Raw genomic sequence first — 19672 nt, 5'->3', positions numbered from 1 at the left:
TACAGAATACAGTCTGCACGTAAGCCTGTACACCCACGAACTTGCAACACCCCGGAAAACGAAACCCGCGAACTCAGAGAGGAGCCGATGTGGCCGACGGCGCTCCACGCAGCATCCGACTCGACGCCCTCGCGTACGGTGGCGACTACAACCCCGACCAGTGGCCCGAAGAGGTCTGGCTCGAAGACGCGCGGCTCATGCGCGAGGCCGGCGTCAACCTCGTGAGCCTTCCGGTGTTCTCGTGGCCGCAACTCGAGCCCGAGCCGGGCGTCTACGACTGGAGCTGGCTCGACCGCGTCATCGAGATCCTCTGGAACGAGGGCATCCGCATCGACCTGGCGACGGCGACGGCGACGCCGCCGTCGTGGCTCATCAGGAGCCACCCCGAGATGCTGCCGTGGAACGAGCAGGGCCAGCGCCTCGAGTTCGGGTCGCGCCAGGCGTACTGCCCGAGCTCGCCGGTCTGGCGCGAGCACGTCGTGCGGATGTCCCGCGCCATGGCCGAACGATACGGCGAGCACCCGGCACTCGCGCTCTGGCACATCTCGAACGAATACGGCGATCACGTCGCGCGATGCTGGTGCCCCGAGTCATCCGCTCACTTCCGTCGCTGGCTGCAGGCGCGCTACGGCGACCTCGACGGCCTCAACGACGCGTGGGGCGTGAACGTGTGGGGTCAGCGATACACCGCGTGGGAGCACATCGAGGCACCGCGCCAGGCGACCGGGCCGGTGAACCCGACACAGCTGCTCGACTTCGAGCGGTTCTCGTCGGACGCGCTGCTCGAGCTCTTCCAGCTCGAGATCGACGTGCTGCGCGAGGTGACCCCCGACGTCGCGGTGACCACGAACTTCATGAGCCTGTTCCGCGAGCTCGACTACTGGACCTTCGCCGAGGTCGAGGACCTCGTGACCGATGACGCCTACCCCGATCCCGCCGATCCGCACGCCCACGTGCCGGCCGCCCTCAACTACGGGCTCATGCGCTCGCTGAAGGGCGGGCAGCCGTGGCTGCTGCTCGAGCAGGCGGCGAGCGCCGTCAGCTGGCGCGACGTCAACGTGCCGAAGGCGCCGGGCCGGATGCGCATCGACAGCCTGCAGGCGATCGCGCACGGCTCCGACGGGGCGATGTTCTTCCAGTGGCGGCAGGCGAAGTACGGGCAGGAGAAGTTCCACTCGGCGATGCTCGGCCACCGCGGCGAGGCCTCGCGCAGCTTCCAGGAGACGAAGGCGTTCGGTGCCGAGCTCGAGCGGCTCGCGCCGGTGCGCGGCACTCGCGTGCGTTCGCGGGTCGCGCTCGTCGTCGACTGGGATTCGTGGTGGGGCTCGTCGGCGCCCGAGTCGTTGCCGTCGCAGCGACTCGACTGGCTCGCGCAGGCCCGCGCCTGGAATGCCGCGCTCTACGAGCTCGGCCACCCTGTCGACGCGGTGCGGGCGACCGGGCCGTTCGACGGGTACGACCTCGTCGTGGTGCCGAACCTCTACATTGCGGATGTCGCGCAGGCCGCGGCGCTGGCCGACTACGTCGCCGCCGGAGGGCAGCTCGTCGTCGGGCCGTTCTCTGGGGTCGTCGACGCCACCGAGAAGGTGCACGACGGGGGAGCGCCCGGGCCCCTGCGCGACCTGCTCGGCGTGGAAGTCGACGAGCACTGGCCGGTGCCCGACGGGCACGCCGAGCGCGTCGAGCTGGTTTCCGTCGGTCGAGTAGGCGCGCAGCGCCGTATCGAGACCACGGCCGGCGAGGGTCTCGATACGCTCGCTGGCGCTCGCTACTCGACCGGCGAGGGCTATGCGAACCCGATCTGGGGCGAGTGGCTCGAGGTGCACGACGGTACCGAGGTCGTCGGGCGATACGCGAGCGGCGAGCTGGCCGGCCGAGCGGCCGTGACGCGCCGCATGCACGTCGACGGCACCGCCTGGTACGTGAGTGCCGTTCTCGAGTCGGCGGGCATGCTCGCGGTGTTCCGCACGGTGCTCGCCGCCGCGAACCTGCCCGCCCGCGAACGCACCGACACCGACCTCGAAGCAGTGACGCGCAGCGACGAGACCACCGACTACACGTTCCTGCTGAACCACGGCCGCCATGAGCTCACGGTCGACGTGCCCGAAGGGGCGGTCGACCTGCTCGGCGGGGGTCTCGATACGCTCCGCTACTCGACCGACGCCACGCTCACTCTTCCGAGCTTCGGCGCGGCCGTGCTCGCGAGCCCGCGCGCGGCGCACGCCCCGTTCATCACCCTGTCCGACTCCACCGACTGAGGCACCAATGACCGAACCATTCGTACACCCGTACATTCCGAACACCGCCCCCGAATCGAAGGCGGCGATGCTCGCGGCCGTGGGAGCGGCATCCGTCGACGAGTTCTACGCCGATGTGCCGGCGGAGCTTCGCCTCGGCCGCGCGCTCGACCTGCCGGCGCCGTTCACCGCCGAGCAGGATCTCGTGCGCCACGTCGAGGGACTGCTCGCGAAGAACGTCTCGACCCGGCAGCGCCTGAGCTTCCTCGGCGCAGGCACCTACAACCACTACGTGCCTGCCGTCGTCGACGAGGTCATCGGGCGCAGTGAGTTTCTCACCGCGTACGCCGGGGAGCCCTACGAAGACCACGGCCGCTTCCAGGCGCTGTTCCAGTACCAGTCGCTCATGGCCGAGCTGCTCGCCATGGACGTCGTGAACGTGCCCACCTACGACGGGTACCAGGCCACGGCGACGGCGCTCTCGATGGCGGGTCGCATGAGCGGCCGGCGCCGTATCCTCGTCGCGAGCGACGTGCTGCCCGCGAAGCTCTCGAAGGTGCGCGACTTCGTGCGCGTGCACCTCGATCTCGAGTTCGTCGAGACGATCGACGGCGTTGCGGATGTCGCGGGGCTGGTCTCGCGGCTCGGTGACGACGTCGCCGCCGTCTGGGTCGAGACCCCGAGCCACACGGGCGCGGTCGAGGCGCAGCTGCGGCAGATCGCCGACGCGGCCCACGCCGCCGGGGCCGTGCTCGTGGTCGGCACCGACCCGATCGGCTACGGCGTGCTGACGCCGCCCGCCGAGCAGGGCGCCGACATCGTCTGCGGCGACATCCAGTCGCTCGGCCTGCACCAGTGGTTCGGCGGCGCGCACGGCGGTTTCATCGCGGTGCACGACGACCCGAAGTTCATCATGGAGATGCCGTCGCGGCTCTTCGGCCTCGCGACGACCGACGTGCCGGGGGAGTACGGCTTCGGCGACGTGGCGTACGACCGAACCTCGTTCGCGCACCGCGAGGAGGGCAAGGAGTGGGTCGGCACCGCCGCCGCCCTCTGGGGCATCGCCGCGGGGGTCTACCTCGCGCTCATGGGCCCGCAGGGCATGCGCGATCTCGGCGAGGTGCTGCTCGCCCGCACGCGCTACGCGCAGCAGCGGCTCGCGGCGATCCCCGGGATCGCGCTCGGCGACACCGCCGTGCACCTGCGCGAGTTCACGATCGACCTCTCGGGCGCGGGAGTCACGGCGGCCGGTCTCGTCGAGGCGCTTCGTGCCGAGGGCATCGAGCCCGGCGTTCCCGTCGGCGAGCACCGACTGCTCGTCTGCATCACCGAGATGACGAGCCAAGCAGACATCGACCGGCTCGCCGAGGCGATCGCTGGTCTCGATACGGGCTCCGCCCTACTCGACCGGCGAGACGCCGACCACCAGACATCCGTGTCCATCCCGACCCTCGAGGAGCAGAGCGCATGAGCCTCCCCGTCGCACCCAAGCCCGCCCTTCGCCGCTTCCACCAGGCCAGCTGGGACGAGCCCATCATCTTCGAGCTCTCGACGCCCGGTGAGCGCGGCGTGCTCGTGACCGGACTCGAGGCCGGGGTTCGCGATGCCGTCGGCGACGTCGTCGGAGACCTTCCGGCGGGCCTTCGCCGTGCGGTGCCGCCGGCCCTGCCCGAGATGGGCCAGATGCGAGTGCTGAAGCACTACCTGCGGCTCTCGCAGGAGAACCTCGGCGCCGACTTCAATGTCGACATCGGACAGGGCACCTGCACCATGAAGTACGCGCCGAAGGTCAACGACCAGCTCGTCGGCACTCCTGCGCTGACGGCGATGCACCCGCTGCAGGACCCGGCCGACGCGCAGGGCGTGCTCGAGATCGTCTGGAACACCGAACGCATGATCGCCGAGATCTCGGGCATGGACGAGGTGTCGCTGCACACGCAGGGCGGCTCCGCCGCGATCTGGTCGAACATCGCCATGATCCGCGCCTACCACGAGGCCAACGGCGAGGGCGAGCAGCGTCGCGAGGTCATCACGACGATCTTCAGCCACCCCTCGAACGCGGCGGCCGCGAAGGCGGCCGGCTACGACGTCATCACCCTGTATCCCGACGCCGACGGCTATCCCGACCTCGACGCGCTGAAGCGCGCGCTCTCGCCGCGTACGGCCGCGATCATGGTCACGAACCCCGAAGACACGGGCATCTACAACCCGGCGATCAAGGAATGGGTCGACGCGGCGCACGGCGTCGGCGCGCTCGCGTCGTACGACCAAGCGAACGCCAACGGCATCCTCGGCATCACCCGGGCCCGTGACGCCGGCTTCGACGTCTGCCACTTCAACCTGCATAAAACCTTCGGCACCCCGCACGGCTGCGGCGGCCCGGGCGCCGGCGCGAACGGCGTGAGCGCGGCGCTCGCGCCGTTCCTGCCCGGCCCGCGTGTCGTGCGCGAGGGCGGCGCCGACGGCTCCGCCAGCTCGGCGCGGTTCGTCGTGCGCGAGCCGGGCGAGCAGTCGATCGGCGCCGTCGCACCGTTCTTCGGGGTGGTGCCGAACATCGTGCGCGCCTACGCGTGGATGATGGCGCTCGGCGCCGACGGTCTGCGCGCGGTCGCCGAGATCGCCGTGCTGAACAACAACTATCTGCTGAAGAAGGTGCTCGAGATCCCGGGCGCCTCGGCGCCGTACGCGACCGGGCGCCGCCGCATCGAGCAGGTGCGGTACTCGTGGCAGGAGCTGTTCGAAGAGACCGGCGTCACCTCCGAGGAGATCGGCGTTCGTGCGAGCGACTTCGGTATGCACTACTGGACGAGCCACCACCCCTACGTCGTGCCTCAGCCGTTCACCCTCGAGCCCACCGAGTCGTATTCGATGGCTGAGCTCGACGAGTACGCGGCCGTGCTCGCGGAGATCGCCCGCGAGGCACGTGAAGACGCCGAGACCGTGCGCACCGCACCCCACCGGCAGACCGTGCACCACACCCACCACGACGACCTCGACGACCCCGAGCGCTGGGCGATCACCTGGCGCGCGTACCAGCGCAAGTACTTCGGGATTCCCGCCGACAGCACCGAGGCCGCCGCCTGACCATGCTCGGCCTCATCGTCAACCCCGTCGCCGGCATCGGCGGGCCCGCGGGGCTCGCCGGAAGCGACGGCGCCGACGTGCAGGCGCGCGCGAGTCAGCGCGGTGGCGCGTCACGCGCGGCCGAACGTGCGCTCACGGCGCTCGCCGTGGTCGCCTCGGCGCGTCCCGGCATACGCGTGCTGACGGTGGCGGGGCCGATGGGCGAGGATGTCGTGCGCGAGGCGGGTCTCGAGCCGGTCTTGGTGGCGCACCCGCCGGTGCACACGACCGGGAGCGACACGTCGGCCGCGGCGCGGGCGCTCGCCGACGCGGGCGCGTCGCTCGTGCTGTTCGCAGGCGGCGACGGCACCGCGCGCGATGTCGCCGAAGGTCTCGCATCCGTCGGTCGAGTAGCACCCGACGAAGGAGGGCGCGTATCGAGACCCGTGCACGGCGAGGGTCTCGATACGCTCGCTGGCGCTCGCTACTCGACCGGCGGGGTGGCCGGGGGTCTCGATATGACACTGCGCGCCTACTCGACCGACGGGGTGGCGGCGATCGGCATCCCGGCGGGCGTGAAGATGTACTCCCCGGTGTTCGCGGTGAGCCCGCGGGCGGCGGGCGGCATCGCCGCGGCATGGCTCGTAGACGGCTCGCTTCCGCTGATCGAACGCGAGGTGCTCGACGTCGACGAGGCCGCGCTGCGGCGTGCCCGCGTCGAGCCGCAGCTGTACGGCACGCTCGCCGTGCCGTATCGGCCGGGACGCACCCAGGCGCGCAAGGCGGCGACGCCCGCGGACGAGTTCGCCGCGGTGCGCGCCGCGGCGCGGGGAGCGGCATCCGCCCTTCGACCCGGCGTTCGCTACCTGCTCGGCCCCGGCGGCACGATGAGCGAGCTCGCGCGCGAACTCGGCGTGTCGAAGACACCGCTCGGCGTCGACGTCGTGCTCGACGGGCGACGCGTGCTCGCCGACGCATCGGAGCGGGAGCTCCTCGACGAGGCCGCCCGCGGCCCGGCGCAGGCCGTCGTCACCGTGATCGGTGGCCAGGGCTTCCTTCTCGGCCGCGGCAACCAGCAACTCTCCGCCCGCGTGCTCGGTGCGCTCGGCGACGATCCGCTGCTCGTCGTCGCGCCCGAGCAGAAGCTCATCGACCTCGGCGGGCGTCCCCTGCTCGTCGACACCGGCGACGCCGATGTCGACGCCGCGCTCGCCGGTTTCGTCCGCGTCATCACCGGGCAGCGCACCACCAGCATCTACCCTGTCCACGCACCGGAACACGAAGGAGAAGGCCATGCGCCTTGAGAACAAGCAGGCCATCGTCACGGGCGGCGCCGGCGGCATCGGCCGCGCGACGTCGATCGCGCTCGCCGCAGAGGGCGCCGCGGTCGCGGTCGTCGACCTGAACGGCGAGGCCGCAGAGGCGGTCGCCGCCGAGATCCGCGAGGCGGGCGGAACCGCGATCGCGATCGGGGCGGATGTCTCGAGCGAGACCGATATCGAACGGGTGGTCGGGACGACCGTCGCCGAGTTCGGCGGGGTGAACGTCGTCTTCAACAATGCCGGGATCATCCGGCGCACGACCGCGGTCGAGACGACGGTCGAGGAGTGGGACCGGGTGTTCGGCGTCAACGTGCGCTCGATCTTCCTGATGTGCAAGCACGTCGTGCCCGTCATGGCGGCCGCGGGCGGCGGCTCGATCGTGAACACCGGCTCGGGCTGGGGCCTCAAGGGCGGCGGCCGGGCGATCTCGTACTGCGCCTCGAAGGGCGCGGTCGTGAACATGACGCGCGCGCTCGCGATCGACCACGGGCCGCAGGGCATCCGCGTGAACTCGGTGAACCCCGGCGACGTGAACACCGGGATGCTGCGCGACGAGGCACGCCAGCTCTCGCAGGATGCGGATGCGTTCCTCGCCGAGGCCGCCGACCGGCCGCTGCAGCGCATGGGCGAGCCGCGTGAGATCGCCGCCGCCGTCGTGTGGCTCGCGAGCGACGACGCCAGCTACGTCACCGGATCGGCGCTCGTCGTCGACGGGGGTGGCATCGCATGACGTCGTAGGGCGGGTTCACGGCACCCCGGGCGCGCGCCCCGGGCCCGGCCGCGCGCGCGGCACCCCGGTGCGGTGTCACGCCGGCGGCGCCGTTGAAGCGCGCACGATCAACTCGGGGTGGATCGGTTCGACGGGGGTCGGCTCCCGCTCCTCGATCATGTCGATGATGCGGGACGCCGCTGCTCGGCCGACTGCTTCGAATGGCTGGCGTACGGTCGTCAGCGCGGGCGCGGCATAGGCCGCGAGTGCGATGTCGTCGACGCTCACGACTGAGACGTCGTCTGGCACCGTGCGTCCGGCCTCGTGCAGCGCACGGATTACGCCGAACGCCATCTCATCGCTCGCGACGAACACGGCGGTCGCGTCGGGGATCGCGGCGATCGTGCGTCCGGCGCGATAGCCGGACTCGGGCGTCCAATCTGCGGGGATGACGGGCGGAGGCGTCACGCCATGCTCGATCAGCACCTGTTCCCAGGTCTCCCGTCGCACTCGCGATTCGAGCCAGTAGTCGTCGCCGGAGACATGCCAGACCGTGCGGTGGCCGAGGCTCAGCAGGTGCTCGGTCGCGAGGCGTGCGATCGCGGACTGGTCGACGACGGACTCCGTGCCGACGCCGCCGGTGAGGCGGTGCATCAGCACGGTCGGGGTGCGCTCGATGCGCGTGTCCATGCCAGGGTCGAGGAAACTGAAGGGAGCGAGCAGGATCACGCCCTCGGCGCCCTGCCGCTCGAGGCGGTCGAACGCGTCGAAGAAGGAATCGCGGGTGGCGTGATCGGCAACGCTCGCCGTCGTGACCGAATATCCCTCTTCAGTCGCGACGGCCTCGATGCCGACGGTGATCGCGCTCGTCGAGTATCGCGCGGTGGAGACGACGATGACGCCGAGTATGCGGGTTCGGCCGGAGGCGAGTGATGCAGCCGCCGCGTGGACGCGGTATCCGAGCTCCTCGACGGCAGCGAGCACCCGCCGCGCGGTCTCGGGGCGCACGTTCGACTGCCCGGATATCACGCGAGACACGGTCTGGGTCGACACGCCGGCGGCGCGGGCGACATCGACCTGACTCGGTGCAGATTTCTGATTATGACGGCGCGGCATCCCGCCATGATAGTGAACGCTCACTTTCCGGGAGGGAAATCGTTTCGCAGCGTGGGTGTGTGGCACGATAATGTGAACGCAAACATTCCTAGCTGCCGCATTGACGCGTGTGGTTCGAACGAGAAGGCCCAAGATGACCGACACCTCTGTGCTGCCGCCTCCCGCAGCCGCGGCCGCGCTGACATGGCGCGACGGAACGCTCGAGCGAGACGGAAAGCCGTACCGCATGCTCTCCGGCGCGATCCACTACTTCCGGGTGCACCCCGACCAGTGGGAGGACCGCCTTCGGCGACTCGCGGCGATGGGCGCGAACACGGTCGACACTTATGTCGCATGGAACTTCCATGAGGAGGTCGAAGGCGTCCGCCGCTTCGACGGCTGGCGCGACCTCGAACGATTCGTTCGTCTCGCGGGAGACCTGGGCCTGAGTGTGCTGCTGCGCCCGAGCCCCTACATCTGCGCCGAATGGTCGAATGGCGGCCTGCCGGCGTGGCTCACGGCCCGGGTGCGGGCGCTGCGCACGAGCGACCCCGCATTCCTCGCTGCCGTCGACGCCTGGTACGGCGAACTGCTGCCGCGCATGGTGCCGCTGCAGGCCGCCTACGGCGGGCCGATCGTCGCCGTGCAGATCGAGAACGAGTACGGCTCCTTCGGGTCGGATCGCGGCTATCTCGAGCACCAGCGTGACTCGTTGCGCGCGCACGGCATCGTCGAGATGTTCACGACCGCCGACGGCATCACCGCCGACATGTTGCGACACGGCTCGGTCGAGGGTGCGTTGCCGACCTTCACATTCGGCACCGGCGTCGCCGTGGCCCAGAACCTGGCTCCCGAGGGCGCCGCGCTCATGTGCAGCGAGCTGTGGGGCGGGTGGTTCGACCACTGGGGTGAGCGCCATCACGTGCGCAGCGCCGAGGGCATGATCGGCACGGTCGACGAGATGCTCGCGGCCGGCGGCTCGGTCAGCCTCTACATGGCGCATGGCGGCACGAACTTCGGCCTGTGGAACGGGGCCAACTGGGACGGCGGGCTGCAGCCCACCGTGACGAGCTACGACTCGGACGCGCCGATCGCTGAAGACGGCACGCTCGGCCCGAAGTTCGAGGCGTTGCGCGCGTCGTTCGCGCCGTTCCACGACGGCGCGCTGCCGCCTGTGCCCGCCGCGCCGCGATTCCAGCGCGAGCAGGCCGTGCCCCTCACCGCCGAGGTCTCGCTCATCGAGGCGCTGCGCTCGATCCCGGCGGGTGAATCACACGTGGCCCCGCTCACATTCGAGGACCTCGGCGTCGCCGACGGCGTCGTCGTCTACGAGGCGACGGCGGATGTCCCCGAGGGCGCGGTGCTCACGATCGATGGCCTGCACGATCGCGCCGGGGTGTTCCTCGACGGTCGGCGCATCGCGACGCTCGACCGCGACCGCGAGACATCCGTCACGATCGGCGGGGCCGCACGTGAAGCCGTCATCACGATCGCCGTGGAGAGCCTGGGTCGCATCAACTACGGCCCGCACCTCGGCGAGCGAAAGGGCATTCTGCACGGGGTCAGGCTCGGCAGCCGCTTCGTGCACGGCTGGACGCATCGCGTGCTGCCACTCGGTACCTGGCAGCCGATCGGCTCGGCCGGCACCGACGGCGTGGCCTCCGCCCTGATCGAGGTCGCGCAACCCGCCGACGCATGGCTCGCCTTCCCCGGCGGCGCCAAGGGCATGGTCTGGCTCAACGGCTTCCTGCTCGGCCGGTACTGGGAGGCCGGCCCGCAGGTGACGCTGTACGCGCCGGCTCCGCTGTGGCGGGCCGGATGCAACGAGGTGCGGGTGCTCGACCTCGAGCGGCTCGGCGCCGTCGTCGAGGTGCGCGAGCGACCCGAGTTCGGCGAGACCGAGGAGTTCATCGGCTCCTGACCGCTGATGCAGAAGGCCCGCGGCGCGCACAGCGCACCGCGGGCCTTCTGCATGGCCGGGTCAGCCCTTGACCGCGCCCGCAGCCAAGCCCGACCGCCAATAGCGCTGCAGGCTGAAGAACAGCACGATCAGCGGAATCACGCCCAGCAGCGCGCCGAGCATGACGGCCCCCTTGTTGGGCGCGAAATAGCTCACCATGCCGAACAGGCCCAGCGTGACGGGCTTCAGGTCGGGCGAGGACACCATCAGGAGCGGCAACAGGAAGTTGTTCCACGTGGCCACGAAGATGAAGAGGAAGATCGTCACCATCGCCGGCCCCAGCAGCCGCAGCACGATCGTGAAGAAGATGCGCGCCTCGCCGGCGCCGTCGATGCGAGCAGCCTCGAGCAGTTCCGTCGGCACCGAACTCTGCGCATAGACCATGCCGAGGAAGACGCCGAACGGCGATACCGCCGAGGGAATGATGATCGCCCACGCAGTGTCGACCAGGCCGAGCGCGTGGAACTCGATGTACAGCGGTACCGTGAGCAGCGCCACCGGCATGAGCAGACCCGCCATGATGACGCCGACGGCGATCCTCCTGCCGGGGAACACGAACTTCGCGATCGCATACCCGGCCATGACGGCGAACAGCGTGCCGATGACGCCCGCGGTCACCGAGTAGAAGATCGAATTGCCGACCCATTGCCAGAACATCCCCTGTGTCCAGGCCATCAGGCTGTCGTAGTTCTCGGCGAGGTTCCACTCGGCGAACCAGAACCCGAACGTCGAGGTCAGGTCGCGGTTGTTCTTGGTCGAGGCGACGAAGACCCAGTACACCGGAACGAGGAAGTACAGCGTGGCGACGACGAGGGCGACGATGCCCAACCCCCTCGCGAGCGGCGGCGGCGCGACTGCCTTCGGCGGGGCGTCAGACGGGGGATTCGACTTCAGCCGCTTCACGGCCCTGATCTGCGTCGCGGCGCTCATGCGGCTTCTCCCCTTCGGCGCTGCAACAGCGCGTACACGATCGCGAGCACCCCGGCGATGACCGCCATCAGCACCGAATAGGCCGAGGCGATGCCCGTGCCCGACGGAGAGACGGCACCCAGCAGTGAGTTGTACGTGAGCATCATCGGGGTGTAGTCCTTGCCCATCCACGGATTCGCGCTCTCCATGATGACCGGTTCGTTGAACAGCTGGATCGTGCCGATGATCGACAGCAACACGGCCAGCAGGGCGGCTCCGCGCACGAGCGGCACCTTGATGCGCGTCGCGATCTGCCAGCCGGATGCGCCGTCGATGCGCGCCGCCTCGTACAGTTCCCGCGGCACCGCCTGGAGCGCGGCCAGGAAGATGAGCATGTTGTAGCCCGTGTAGGTCCACGTCGTCATGTTCGCCATCGAGAAGAGGATCGTTCCCGGCGCCATGAGGTCGGTGCCTTCGGGCAGGTACTGCATGAAGGGCGAGACCTCGGGCGTGTACAGGTACAGCCAGATCATCGCGGCGATGATGCCGGGGATCGCGAACGGCAGGAAGAACGCGAGGCGGAAGAAGCCCGGCCGGCGGACGATAAGTGAATCGAGGAGCAGCGCGAGGAAGAGCGCAGCGATGATCATGACGGGGATCTGGATGGCGGCGTACAGGACGACGCGGCCCATGCCGGCCCAGAACGTCTGGCTGCCGATCGCCAGTGCGAAGTTGTCGAACCCGACGAACGTGTCGACGATCTCGCCGCCGCCGTACAGGCCGTCGCCTGCCGACTGCTGCGCGAACAGCGAGGACTGGATCGAGACGAGGATCGGGATGAGGAAGACGACCACGAAGAGGATCGCGAACGGCAGCATGAACAGCCAGCCGGTCACCGCCTCACGTCGACGGCGACCGCGGCGACGTCGCGTAGGGCCGGGGGCGGCCACAGCGACGGCCGCAGAGGCGGTTGCGGGGGTGGTCAGGGTCATGGTTCTCCCGTCAGGGTGAAGAGCGCCGGCGGAGGCCACGAGGTGTCGTGTCCTCCGCCGGCGCGGTGTTCAATCGTCTCGGCCAGTCACTCGGCGACCGGAAGGCCGAGATCCTGCAGCGTCGCGACCGCCGTGGTCTGCGCCGTGGTGAAGACATCGGCGACCGTGCTCGTCCCGTCGGGTACACCGGCGGCGGTCTCGTTCATCTTGGTCAGCGAGGCGAAGCCGGGAGCGTACGTGAAATCGGGGTTCAGGTTCGCCGATGCCGTTGCGAGCTCGGCGAGCACGTCCTGGCCGCCGAACTGGCGCAGCATCTTCTCGCTGGTCTGCGGCGTGCCGTTCGCGGCGACGACCAGGCCCTGCGAGGCGAGGTCATCGATCTGCGTGTTGAACCACGCGTTGAACTCCATCGCTTCTGCCGGGTGCTCGCAGCCCTTCATCACCGCGACGCCGGATCCGCCGTCAGGGCCGCTGACCTGGCCGGCGCCGAAGTCGGGCAGCTGGGCGACGCGCCACTGGCCCTCGGCCGGCGTGCCGTCGAGCGAGTCGAGCAGGAAGCCGGCCTCCCATGCGGCGCCGACGTGCCCGATGAGGCTGCCGTCGTTGAGCGCCTGAGTGAATCCTTCGCCCCAACGCTCGGTCGTGATGACCTGCTTGTCGTCGACGAGGCCCTGCCAGAATGCGGCGACCTTCTGCGAGCCGGGGCCCTCGGCGTCGACGCTCCACTCATCGCCCTCGGTGGTGAACCAGGTGTCGCCGGCCGCGGCGGACTGCGCCGAGAGCCAGTACATCGCCTCATCGGGCGTGAACGCGGCGAGGTACTTGCCGGAGGCGGCAGAGGTTGCGGCTTCGCTCGCAAGCTGGTCGATCGTCTCGGGGACGGCGAGGCCCAGCTTCTCGAACTCGGTCGCGTTGAAGAAGTACACGAGGGGGCCGGTGTCCTGCGGAAGGCCCACCACCGCGTCGCCGACCTGCATCATGCCGTATGCGCCTGCGGAGAAGTCGTCGGCGTACTCGGCGGCCTCGTCGGCGACGTCTTCGACCAGGCCCTTGACGAACATCTGCGGCACCTCGGCGTAACCGAGCTGCGCGAGGCACGGGCCATTGCCGGCGTTGATGTCGGTCTCGAGCTTCAGGATCATGTCGCCGGACGCCCCGTCGAACTTGGTGGCCTCGACCTGAATGTCGGGGTTCTCATCGTTCCACTTCTTCACGATGTCGGCGACGGGGGTCATGCCCTCACCGTCGGGCAGGCGGTGCAGGTACGAGATCGTGACGGGGGAGCTGTCGCCGCCGTTCGAGGGGGCGTCAGAGCTGCACGCTGCGAGGCCGAAGGCGGACATGGCGCCGACTGCGACGAACGCAGCCGTGCGGATCATGCGGAACTGTGATGGCATGTGATCTCCTCGTTGAGTGTTCGTCGCCGGCTCGGGTACCCGGGCGGAGTCGGTGGACCGACGCACGCGGGTCGTCCGAGCCGGCCCGATCTATTGAACACCAGAATGTTTGCGTTCACAACTGCAATATTCCCGGGAATCTCCAGCGATCAATGGGACTCTTGATCCACGAGATGCGGGCGGTGGGTAGCGCGAACACCCGGTTCGAGGACGCGCGCGACACTCAGCGAACGGATGCCCCGCCGCGAGCCCATCGGCGCGCACCTCAGCCCGCGCCGCGGAGGCGCCGCACGGCGGCATCCTGGTGGGCGAGCCGGCGCAGCGCCGTCAGCACCGGTTCGTAGAGCGCCGTGCCGAGCACCGTGTACTCGACCGCCGCGTGGGGTTCGTCGGGCATGCGGGCGAGGTCGAACTCCGCGACATCCGACAGCGCCCGGCCGTAATGCGCAAGGCGCTCCGCACTGATCGGCATGCCCGCGGACTCGGCGGCCGCGAGTGCGCCCTCGAGCTGCGCGACCGCGGGGAAGTCGGGGTCGTACACCTGGCCGAGCGCGGCCAGGGCGGCGCGGGCTCGTGGGAATGGATCGGATGCATCGCCCCGCTCGGCGGCGGCCGGGGGCAGTGCGCTCACCGCGCGCCCGAGGGTCGCGTACAGATCGTCGCCGGGGTCGTCGACGAGCTGCAGCACGGCGTGGGCCTGCTGCACGCTGAGACCGACCGGTCCGAGCAGGGCGCGCACGAGCCGCAGGCGCCGCAGGTGGCTCTCGTCGTAGGCGGCCTGGGTCGCAGAGGTCGCCGTGCCCGCGTGCAGCAGTCCCTCGCGCAGGTAGAACTTCACGGTGGCGACGGGCAGGCCGGCTTCGGCGGCGAGTGCGGAGATGCGCATCGGCGACCCCTTGCATTGGATAGTGACACTCTCTAATATTGGAGAGTAACACTATCCAATCATGTCGCACCTCCCCGACGCACCTCCCGTCGTACCTCAATGAAAGGACCGAGCATGCCCGCACAAGACGTCATCCTCGTCGGCATCCTGCTGCTCGCACTCGTCACCGTCGAGTCGGGCGGCTATTTCCTCACGAAGGTCGTGCGGGGCAACGTGCCCGCGAACCGGCTGCAGATGAGCTTCTTCCGCGCCGGCCACGCCCACGCCGCGGTACTGCTCGTGCTCTCGATCGCGATCCTCGCGGTGATCTCGAACGCCGCGCTCGACGGATTCTGGCTCTGGCTCGCCGGCACCGGCGTGCCGGTGGCGGCGATCCTCATGCCCGCAGGGTTCTTCCTCTCGGTGATCGGCAGCGACCCGCAGCGCCCCAACCGCCTCATCTGGCTGATCTGGATCGGTGCCGCCGTGCTCACCGCCGCCCTCATCACCGCCGGCGTCGGCCTGATCGTGGGCGGCGTCGCCGCCCTGTGATCCGTCGGTCGAGTAGGCGCGAAGCGCCGTATCGAGACCTCCGGTGGGCGGGTCTCGATACGCGCCCTCCTTCGTCGGGCGCTACTCGACCGGCGGGGGAACTCGTGACGAACGCCGCCGGGCTGGGCTAGCCTCGCCACATGAGCATCCCGCAGCGCTTCTCCCTCGTCACGCTGGGCGTCCACGATGTCGAGGCGGCGACCGCCTTCTACCACCGGCTGGGCTGGACCCCGGCGCGCTCGTCGCAGGTCGGCGAGGTCACGTTCTTCGCGACCCCCGGCGGTGTCATCGCGCTGTGGGAGACGGCCGAGCTCGCCAAAGACGCCGCGGTGCAGACGATGCACGCCAATGCGCCGGCGTTCCGGGCGGTGGCTCTGGCGATCAACCTCGCATCGCGCGAGGAGGTCGACGATGCGATCGGCGACTGGGTGGTCGCCGGCGGCCAGATCTCGAAGGCCGCGGCCGAGACCGAGTGGGGCGGCTACAGCGCCTACGTCGCCGACCCCGACGGCAACCTCTGGGAGCTCGCGCACAATCCGGGCTGGCCCCTCGACGAGCGAGGGCTGCCGCAGGTCGTCTGAGGCCGGCACGGATTTCCTTCGCACCGAGTGTGCACTCGTCGCCGCATCCGAGGGCTGCAACGGCACTTTCGGCGCGAATGCCCTCGCAGCCTCTCGTCGAGAGTGCAGTCATCGCCCCTCAAAGGGCTGCAACTGCACTCTCGGCGAATACACGGCCCGCCGCAGTTGTCTCGACGCCTCACCTTGCGGTAAAAGCGACCCCTGACGCGCCGTTAGAGTGGAATCCGTGAATTCCGAGGAAACCGTCGACGTCGTGCTCATCGGCGGGGGCATCATGAGCGCCACGCTCGGCTCCCTCCTCTCGCAGCTCCAGCCCGACTGGAGCATCCGGCTCTACGAGCGCCTGGGCGAGGTCGCACAGGAGTCCTCGAACGCGTGGAACAACGCGGGCACCGGCCACGCCGCCCTCTGCGAGCTCAACTACATGCCCGAGAACCCCGACGGCTCGGTGAGCGCGGCCAAGGCGATCTCCATCAACGAGCAGTTCCAAGTGAGCCGCCAGTACTGGGCGTACCTCGTCGAACATGGTGCGCTGCCCGAGCCGCACAACTTCATCAACACGACGCCCCACATGACCTTCGTCAAGGGCGCGGCCAACATCGAGTACCTCCGCAAGCGCGTCGAGGCTCTGAAGGGCCAGCCGCTGTTCGCGGACCTCGAGTACACCGAAGACCTCGAGCGCATCGCCCAGTGGACCCCGCTGCTCGCGAAGAAGCGCAACTCGGGTGTCAAGGTCGCCGCGACCCGCATCGAGGCCGGCACCGACGTCGACTTCGGCGCGCTCACGAAGTTCCTGCTTCGCGACCTCGAACGACGCGGCGGCCAGGTGCAGACCAACCACCACGTCACGTCGCTCAAGCGCAAGAAAGACGGCACGTGGCGGCTCAAGCTGCGTCAGACCGTCGGCCAGACGCCCAAGGTGGTGCGCGCCAGGTTCGTGTTCGTCGGCGCCGGCGGTGGGGCGCTCGCGCTGCTGCAGCACTCGGGCATTCCCGAGATCAAGGGCTTCGGCGGGTTCCCGATCTCGGGTCAGTTCTTCAAGACGACGAACCCCAAGATCGTCGCGCTGCACCAGGCGAAGGTCTACGGAAAGGCAGCCGTGGGCGCCCCGCCGATGTCGGTGCCGCACCTCGACACGCGTGTCGTCGACGGCGAGACCGCGCTGCTCTTCGGGCCCTACGCGGGCTTCACGCCGAAGTTCCTGAAGTCGAGCACGTGGTTCGACCTGCCCTTCTCGATCAGGTTCCACAACCTGGGGCCGATGCTGCAGGTGGGGCTCAAGAACTTCGACCTCGTCAAGTACCTCGTCTCCGAGCTGCTCGCGTCGCGCGCCAAGAAGATGAAGGCGCTGCGCGAGTTCATGCCCACCGCGAAGGACCGCGACTGGGAGCTCATCACGGCCGGCCAGCGCGTGCAGGTCATGAAGAAGGACCCCGAGAAGGGCGGCGTGCTGCAGTTCGGCACCGAGGTCATCACCGGGGCCGACGGCACCATCGCGGGCCTGCTCGGCGCTTCCCCCGGCGCGTCGACGGCCGCGCCGATCATGCTCGACGTGCTGTCGCGCTGCTTCCCAGACCGCATGGCCGGCTGGGAGCCGAAACTGCGCGAGATGATCCCGAGCTACGGCACGAACCTGTCGGATGACCCGGCAGCCGCCGAGGCGTCGCTCGCAGCCACGGCCGCGACCCTGCACCTCAGCGCGTAGTCGCGACATCCGCTCGCGCTTCCCTTTCGCGGCGACCTCTGCTAGCGTCGTCCCCGCTATGAAGTGAGCACACCCCATCGTCCCGCGCCTGAGGCGCCGTAGACCCTGGGTGTGCCCACAACCTCCTCGCTGATCGCGACAGCACACGAGCACGTGCACACCCGACTCTCGGCAACATGCCCGGCGGGATCCACCCTCCCGCTCCCGGGCGGTCGCCGCGCCGGTCGAGTCGGCGCGCAGCGCCGTTTCGAGACTTCGTACGAGGTCTCGATGCACGCTTCGCGCACTCGACCGCCGGTGGCCGCTCGGGGGCACCCATGAAAGGGCGTCCCTCTTGGCTGTACACGTCTCGACCTCCCACTACCTCCGCGCCGACGGACTCTCGGCCTCATATTCCGACCGGCGCATCTTCGCCGATCTCAGTTTCTCGGTCGCGCCGGGCCAGCGCCTCGGCCTGATCGGCGAGAACGGCGCGGGCAAGTCCACGCTGCTCCGCCTGATCGCGAGCACGACCGCGGGTGCGGGCACCGCGGCCGAAGGCGCCGATGAGCAGGCGGATGTCCCATCCGCCGCCGGCCCCGCCCAGGCAGTCGGCCGCATCACGCGTCCGCCGCGCACGGGGCTGCTCGCACAGGAGCTTCCGTTCGAGCCGACCGACCGGGTCGGCGATGTGCTCGAGTCGGCGCTCGCCGACGTTCGGGCGATCGAGCGCGAGCTCGACGCTGCGGCGGCGGCCCTGGCCGATGGTGCCGACCCCGACGCCGGTCGAGTCGGCGCGCAGCTCCGTAGCGAGACCTCGCACGAGGTCTCGAGACGTGTCACCCCCGGCGCTCCTCGACCGATGGATTCCGCCGCACGCTACGCGGCCGCGCTCGACGCCGCCGAGCGTGCCGATATCTGGACGGCCGAGTCCCGCCGCGACGAACTCCTCGACGGACTCGGCGTCGGGGACCTCGGCCTCGACCGCCGCATCGACGAGCTCTCGGGCGGGCAACGCAGCAGGTTCGCGCTCGCGGCCCTGTTGCTGAGCGCTCCGGACGCCCTGCTGCTCGACGAGCCGACGAATCACCTCGACGACGGGGCATCCGAGTTCCTCGAATCACGCCTGCGGTCGTGGCGTGGGCCGGTGCTGTTCGCGAGCCATGATCGTGCGTTCCTCGATCGGGTGGCGACGGGCCTGCTCGACCTCGATCCGGCGCGCCGCGGCGCGCTCGGCGGTGCCGACGGCACGGTGTTCGGCGGCGGGTTCAGCGAGTTCCTCACGGTGAAGGCCGATGAGCGGGCGCGCTGGCAGCGCCGGTTCGACGACGAGCAGCAGGAGCTCACGCGCCTCCGGCGCGAGGTGAACGACGGTGCCCGCCACGTCGCGCACGGGCGCGCACCGACCGACAACGACAAGTTCCTGAAGCACTTCAAGCGCGAGGGTGTCGAGCATGCGGTCGCGCGTCGTGTGCGCAACGCCGAGCAGCGCCTCGCGACGCTCGAGCGCGAGCAGGTGCGCAGGCCGCCGTCGCCGTTGGCGTTCGCGGGGATTCCGTCGGGCTCGCACGCGTTCGACGAGCAGTCGGGACTGCTGCTGCAGCTGTCGGATGTCGCGGTCGACGGCCGCCTCGATCTGCGGGCGCTGAGCGTGGCGCCGCTCACGCGGCTGCTCGTCACGGGCGCCAACGGGGCGGGCAAGTCGACGCTGCTGAACGTGCTCGCCGGAGCACTCGCGGTCGATCGCGGCGTCGTGCATCGGCGCAAGGGCCTGCGTGTGCAGCTGCTCGAGCAGGATGTGCGGTTCGCCGATCCCGGGCGCTCGCCGCGCGAGCACTACGCGCGGGTGCTCGGCGAGCGCCGGGCCGAGCAGGTGCCGCTGGGGTCGCTCGGGTTGATCGCCCCGCGCGACGAAGCCCGCCCGGTCGGAGCGCTCTCGGTGGGGCAGCAGCGTCGGCTCGCGCTCGCGCTCGTGATCGCGAGGCCGCCGCACGTGTTCCTGCTCGACGAGCCGACGAACCACCTCTCGCTCGGTCTCGCGACCGACCTCGAGGAGGCGCTCGGCACGTACCCCGGGGCCGTCGTGATCGCGAGCCACGACCGCTGGCTGCGCCACCGCTGGGCGGGAGAGCGGCTCGAGCTCACTGCCGGCCGCGCCGCCGCGCTCGCGCCGGCTCTGTAGCCGCATTTCGCAGTCGTCGAGTAGCCGCGCCAGCGCAGCCCGTCGGTCGAGTAGGCGCGCCAGCGCAGCCCGTCGGTCGAGTAGGCGCGCCAGCGCAGCCCGTCGGTCGAGTAGGCGCGCCAGC

At 69.9% G+C, this 19672-nt stretch carries 15 protein-coding genes; 10 read left to right on the top strand and 5 right to left on the bottom strand.

Features of this window, described 5'->3' with window-relative positions:
• The first annotated feature begins 89 nt into the window (after window positions 1–89).
• From LQ757_RS11405 to LQ757_RS11385, 5 genes are read left to right on the top strand one after another with little or no spacing between them, the layout of a single operon-like run.
• The gene (locus LQ757_RS11405) at window positions 90–2258 is read left to right on the top strand and encodes a beta-galactosidase (protein ID WP_231047371.1); all 2169 of its coding nucleotides are present in this window, start codon (window positions 90–92) and stop codon (window positions 2256–2258) included.
• A 7-nt stretch (window positions 2259–2265) separates the two neighbouring features.
• Window positions 2266–3708 carry an aminomethyl-transferring glycine dehydrogenase subunit GcvPA gene (gene gcvPA / locus LQ757_RS11400; protein ID WP_231047370.1) on the top strand — a complete coding sequence of 481 codons (1443 nt, stop codon included), beginning with the start codon at window positions 2266–2268 and terminating at the stop codon, window positions 3706–3708.
• The gene (gene gcvPB / locus LQ757_RS11395) at window positions 3705–5321 is read left to right on the top strand and encodes an aminomethyl-transferring glycine dehydrogenase subunit GcvPB (RefSeq protein WP_231047369.1); all 1617 of its coding nucleotides are present in this window, start codon (window positions 3705–3707) and stop codon (window positions 5319–5321) included. Before gcvPA ends, gcvPB begins: the two co-directional genes overlap by 4 nt.
• Window positions 5322–5323: 2 nt before the next feature.
• Window positions 5324–6604: an ATP-NAD kinase family protein gene (locus tag LQ757_RS11390; RefSeq protein WP_231047368.1), complete on the top strand. Its 1281-nt coding sequence runs from the start codon at window positions 5324–5326 to the stop codon at window positions 6602–6604.
• Window positions 6594–7352, top strand: coding sequence for an SDR family NAD(P)-dependent oxidoreductase (locus tag LQ757_RS11385; protein ID WP_231047367.1), 759 nt, complete (start codon window positions 6594–6596; stop codon window positions 7350–7352). The genes LQ757_RS11390 and LQ757_RS11385 overlap by 11 nt, the downstream gene beginning before the upstream one ends.
• Window positions 7353–7427: 75 nt before the next feature.
• On the opposite strand, the gene LQ757_RS11380 is transcribed toward LQ757_RS11385, so the two are convergent.
• Window positions 7428–8447, bottom strand: a complete 1020-nt coding sequence (locus LQ757_RS11380; RefSeq protein WP_231047366.1) for a LacI family DNA-binding transcriptional regulator — start codon at window positions 8445–8447, stop codon at window positions 7428–7430.
• A 133-nt stretch (window positions 8448–8580) separates the two neighbouring features.
• Here LQ757_RS11380 and LQ757_RS11375 point away from each other — a divergent pair, with 133 nt between their 5' ends.
• Window positions 8581–10347 (top strand): glycoside hydrolase family 35 protein, encoded by a 1767-nt coding sequence (locus LQ757_RS11375; protein ID WP_231047365.1) that lies wholly within the window; start codon window positions 8581–8583, stop codon window positions 10345–10347.
• Window positions 10348–10407: 60 nt separating this feature from the next.
• Here the strand turns inward: LQ757_RS11375 and LQ757_RS11370 are convergent, their stop codons facing one another.
• The 4 genes from LQ757_RS11370 to LQ757_RS11355 form a co-directional block, all read right to left on the bottom strand.
• Complete coding sequence (locus LQ757_RS11370; RefSeq protein ID WP_231047364.1) at window positions 10408–11316, bottom strand: carbohydrate ABC transporter permease; 909 nt, start codon at window positions 11314–11316, stop codon at window positions 10408–10410.
• Complete coding sequence (locus tag LQ757_RS11365) at window positions 11313–12287, bottom strand: carbohydrate ABC transporter permease (RefSeq protein WP_231047363.1); 975 nt, start codon at window positions 12285–12287, stop codon at window positions 11313–11315. Before LQ757_RS11365 ends, LQ757_RS11370 begins: the two co-directional genes overlap by 4 nt.
• Before the next feature lie 86 nt (window positions 12288–12373).
• Entirely contained in the window at window positions 12374–13684 is a 1311-nt protein-coding gene (locus LQ757_RS11360; protein WP_231047362.1) for an ABC transporter substrate-binding protein, read from the bottom strand.
• Between the two features lie 265 nt (window positions 13685–13949).
• The gene (locus LQ757_RS11355; RefSeq protein ID WP_231047361.1) at window positions 13950–14570 is read right to left on the bottom strand and encodes a MerR family transcriptional regulator; all 621 of its coding nucleotides are present in this window, start codon (window positions 14568–14570) and stop codon (window positions 13950–13952) included.
• Between the two features lie 114 nt (window positions 14571–14684).
• Here LQ757_RS11355 and LQ757_RS11350 point away from each other — a divergent pair, with 114 nt between their 5' ends.
• The 4 genes from LQ757_RS11350 (at window position 14685) to LQ757_RS11335 (ending at window position 19548) form a co-directional block, all read left to right on the top strand.
• Window positions 14685–15101: a hypothetical protein gene (locus LQ757_RS11350; RefSeq protein WP_231047360.1), complete on the top strand. Its 417-nt coding sequence runs from the start codon at window positions 14685–14687 to the stop codon at window positions 15099–15101.
• 140 nt (window positions 15102–15241) lie between these two features.
• Complete coding sequence (locus tag LQ757_RS11345; RefSeq protein WP_231047359.1) at window positions 15242–15682, top strand: VOC family protein; 441 nt, start codon at window positions 15242–15244, stop codon at window positions 15680–15682.
• A gap of 226 nt (window positions 15683–15908) precedes the next feature.
• Window positions 15909–17387, top strand: a complete 1479-nt coding sequence (locus tag LQ757_RS11340) for a malate:quinone oxidoreductase (protein WP_308195621.1) — start codon at window positions 15909–15911, stop codon at window positions 17385–17387.
• A 334-nt stretch (window positions 17388–17721) separates the two neighbouring features.
• Complete coding sequence (locus tag LQ757_RS11335) at window positions 17722–19548, top strand: ATP-binding cassette domain-containing protein (protein ID WP_231047358.1); 1827 nt, start codon at window positions 17722–17724, stop codon at window positions 19546–19548.
• Window positions 19549–19672 lie beyond the last annotated feature (124 nt).

It is taken from the genome of Agromyces cavernae, assembly GCF_021044935.1.
Lineage (GTDB): Bacteria > Actinomycetota > Actinomycetes > Actinomycetales > Microbacteriaceae > Agromyces > Agromyces cavernae.
The sequence above is the reverse complement of the archived record's forward strand: the minus strand, read 5'-3'. Positions and strand labels throughout refer to the sequence as shown.

What these genes read in the sequence shown, in the direction of transcription:
- LQ757_RS11375 (WP_231047365.1), top strand. Translation starts at nt 8,581, where the DNA reads ATGACCGACACCTCTGTGCTGCCGCCTCCCGCAGCCGCGGCCGCGCTG.
- gcvPB (WP_231047369.1), top strand. Translation starts at nt 3,705, where the DNA reads ATGAGCCTCCCCGTCGCACCCAAGCCCGCCCTTCGCCGCTTCCACCAG.
- LQ757_RS11365 (WP_231047363.1), bottom strand. Translation starts at nt 12,287, where the DNA reads ATGACCCTGACCACCCCCGCAACCGCCTCTGCGGCCGTCGCTGTGGCC.
- LQ757_RS11370 (WP_231047364.1), bottom strand. Translation starts at nt 11,316, where the DNA reads ATGAGCGCCGCGACGCAGATCAGGGCCGTGAAGCGGCTGAAGTCGAAT.
- LQ757_RS11385 (WP_231047367.1), top strand. Translation starts at nt 6,594, where the DNA reads ATGCGCCTTGAGAACAAGCAGGCCATCGTCACGGGCGGCGCCGGCGGC.
- gcvPA (WP_231047370.1), top strand. Translation starts at nt 2,266, where the DNA reads ATGACCGAACCATTCGTACACCCGTACATTCCGAACACCGCCCCCGAA.
- LQ757_RS11345 (WP_231047359.1), top strand. Translation starts at nt 15,242, where the DNA reads ATGAGCATCCCGCAGCGCTTCTCCCTCGTCACGCTGGGCGTCCACGAT.
- LQ757_RS11390 (WP_231047368.1), top strand. Translation starts at nt 5,324, where the DNA reads ATGCTCGGCCTCATCGTCAACCCCGTCGCCGGCATCGGCGGGCCCGCG.
- LQ757_RS11355 (WP_231047361.1), bottom strand. Translation starts at nt 14,570, where the DNA reads ATGCGCATCTCCGCACTCGCCGCCGAAGCCGGCCTGCCCGTCGCCACC.
- LQ757_RS11380 (WP_231047366.1), bottom strand. Translation starts at nt 8,447, where the DNA reads ATGCCGCGCCGTCATAATCAGAAATCTGCACCGAGTCAGGTCGATGTC.
- LQ757_RS11360 (WP_231047362.1), bottom strand. Translation starts at nt 13,684, where the DNA reads ATGCCATCACAGTTCCGCATGATCCGCACGGCTGCGTTCGTCGCAGTC.
- LQ757_RS11350 (WP_231047360.1), top strand. Translation starts at nt 14,685, where the DNA reads ATGCCCGCACAAGACGTCATCCTCGTCGGCATCCTGCTGCTCGCACTC.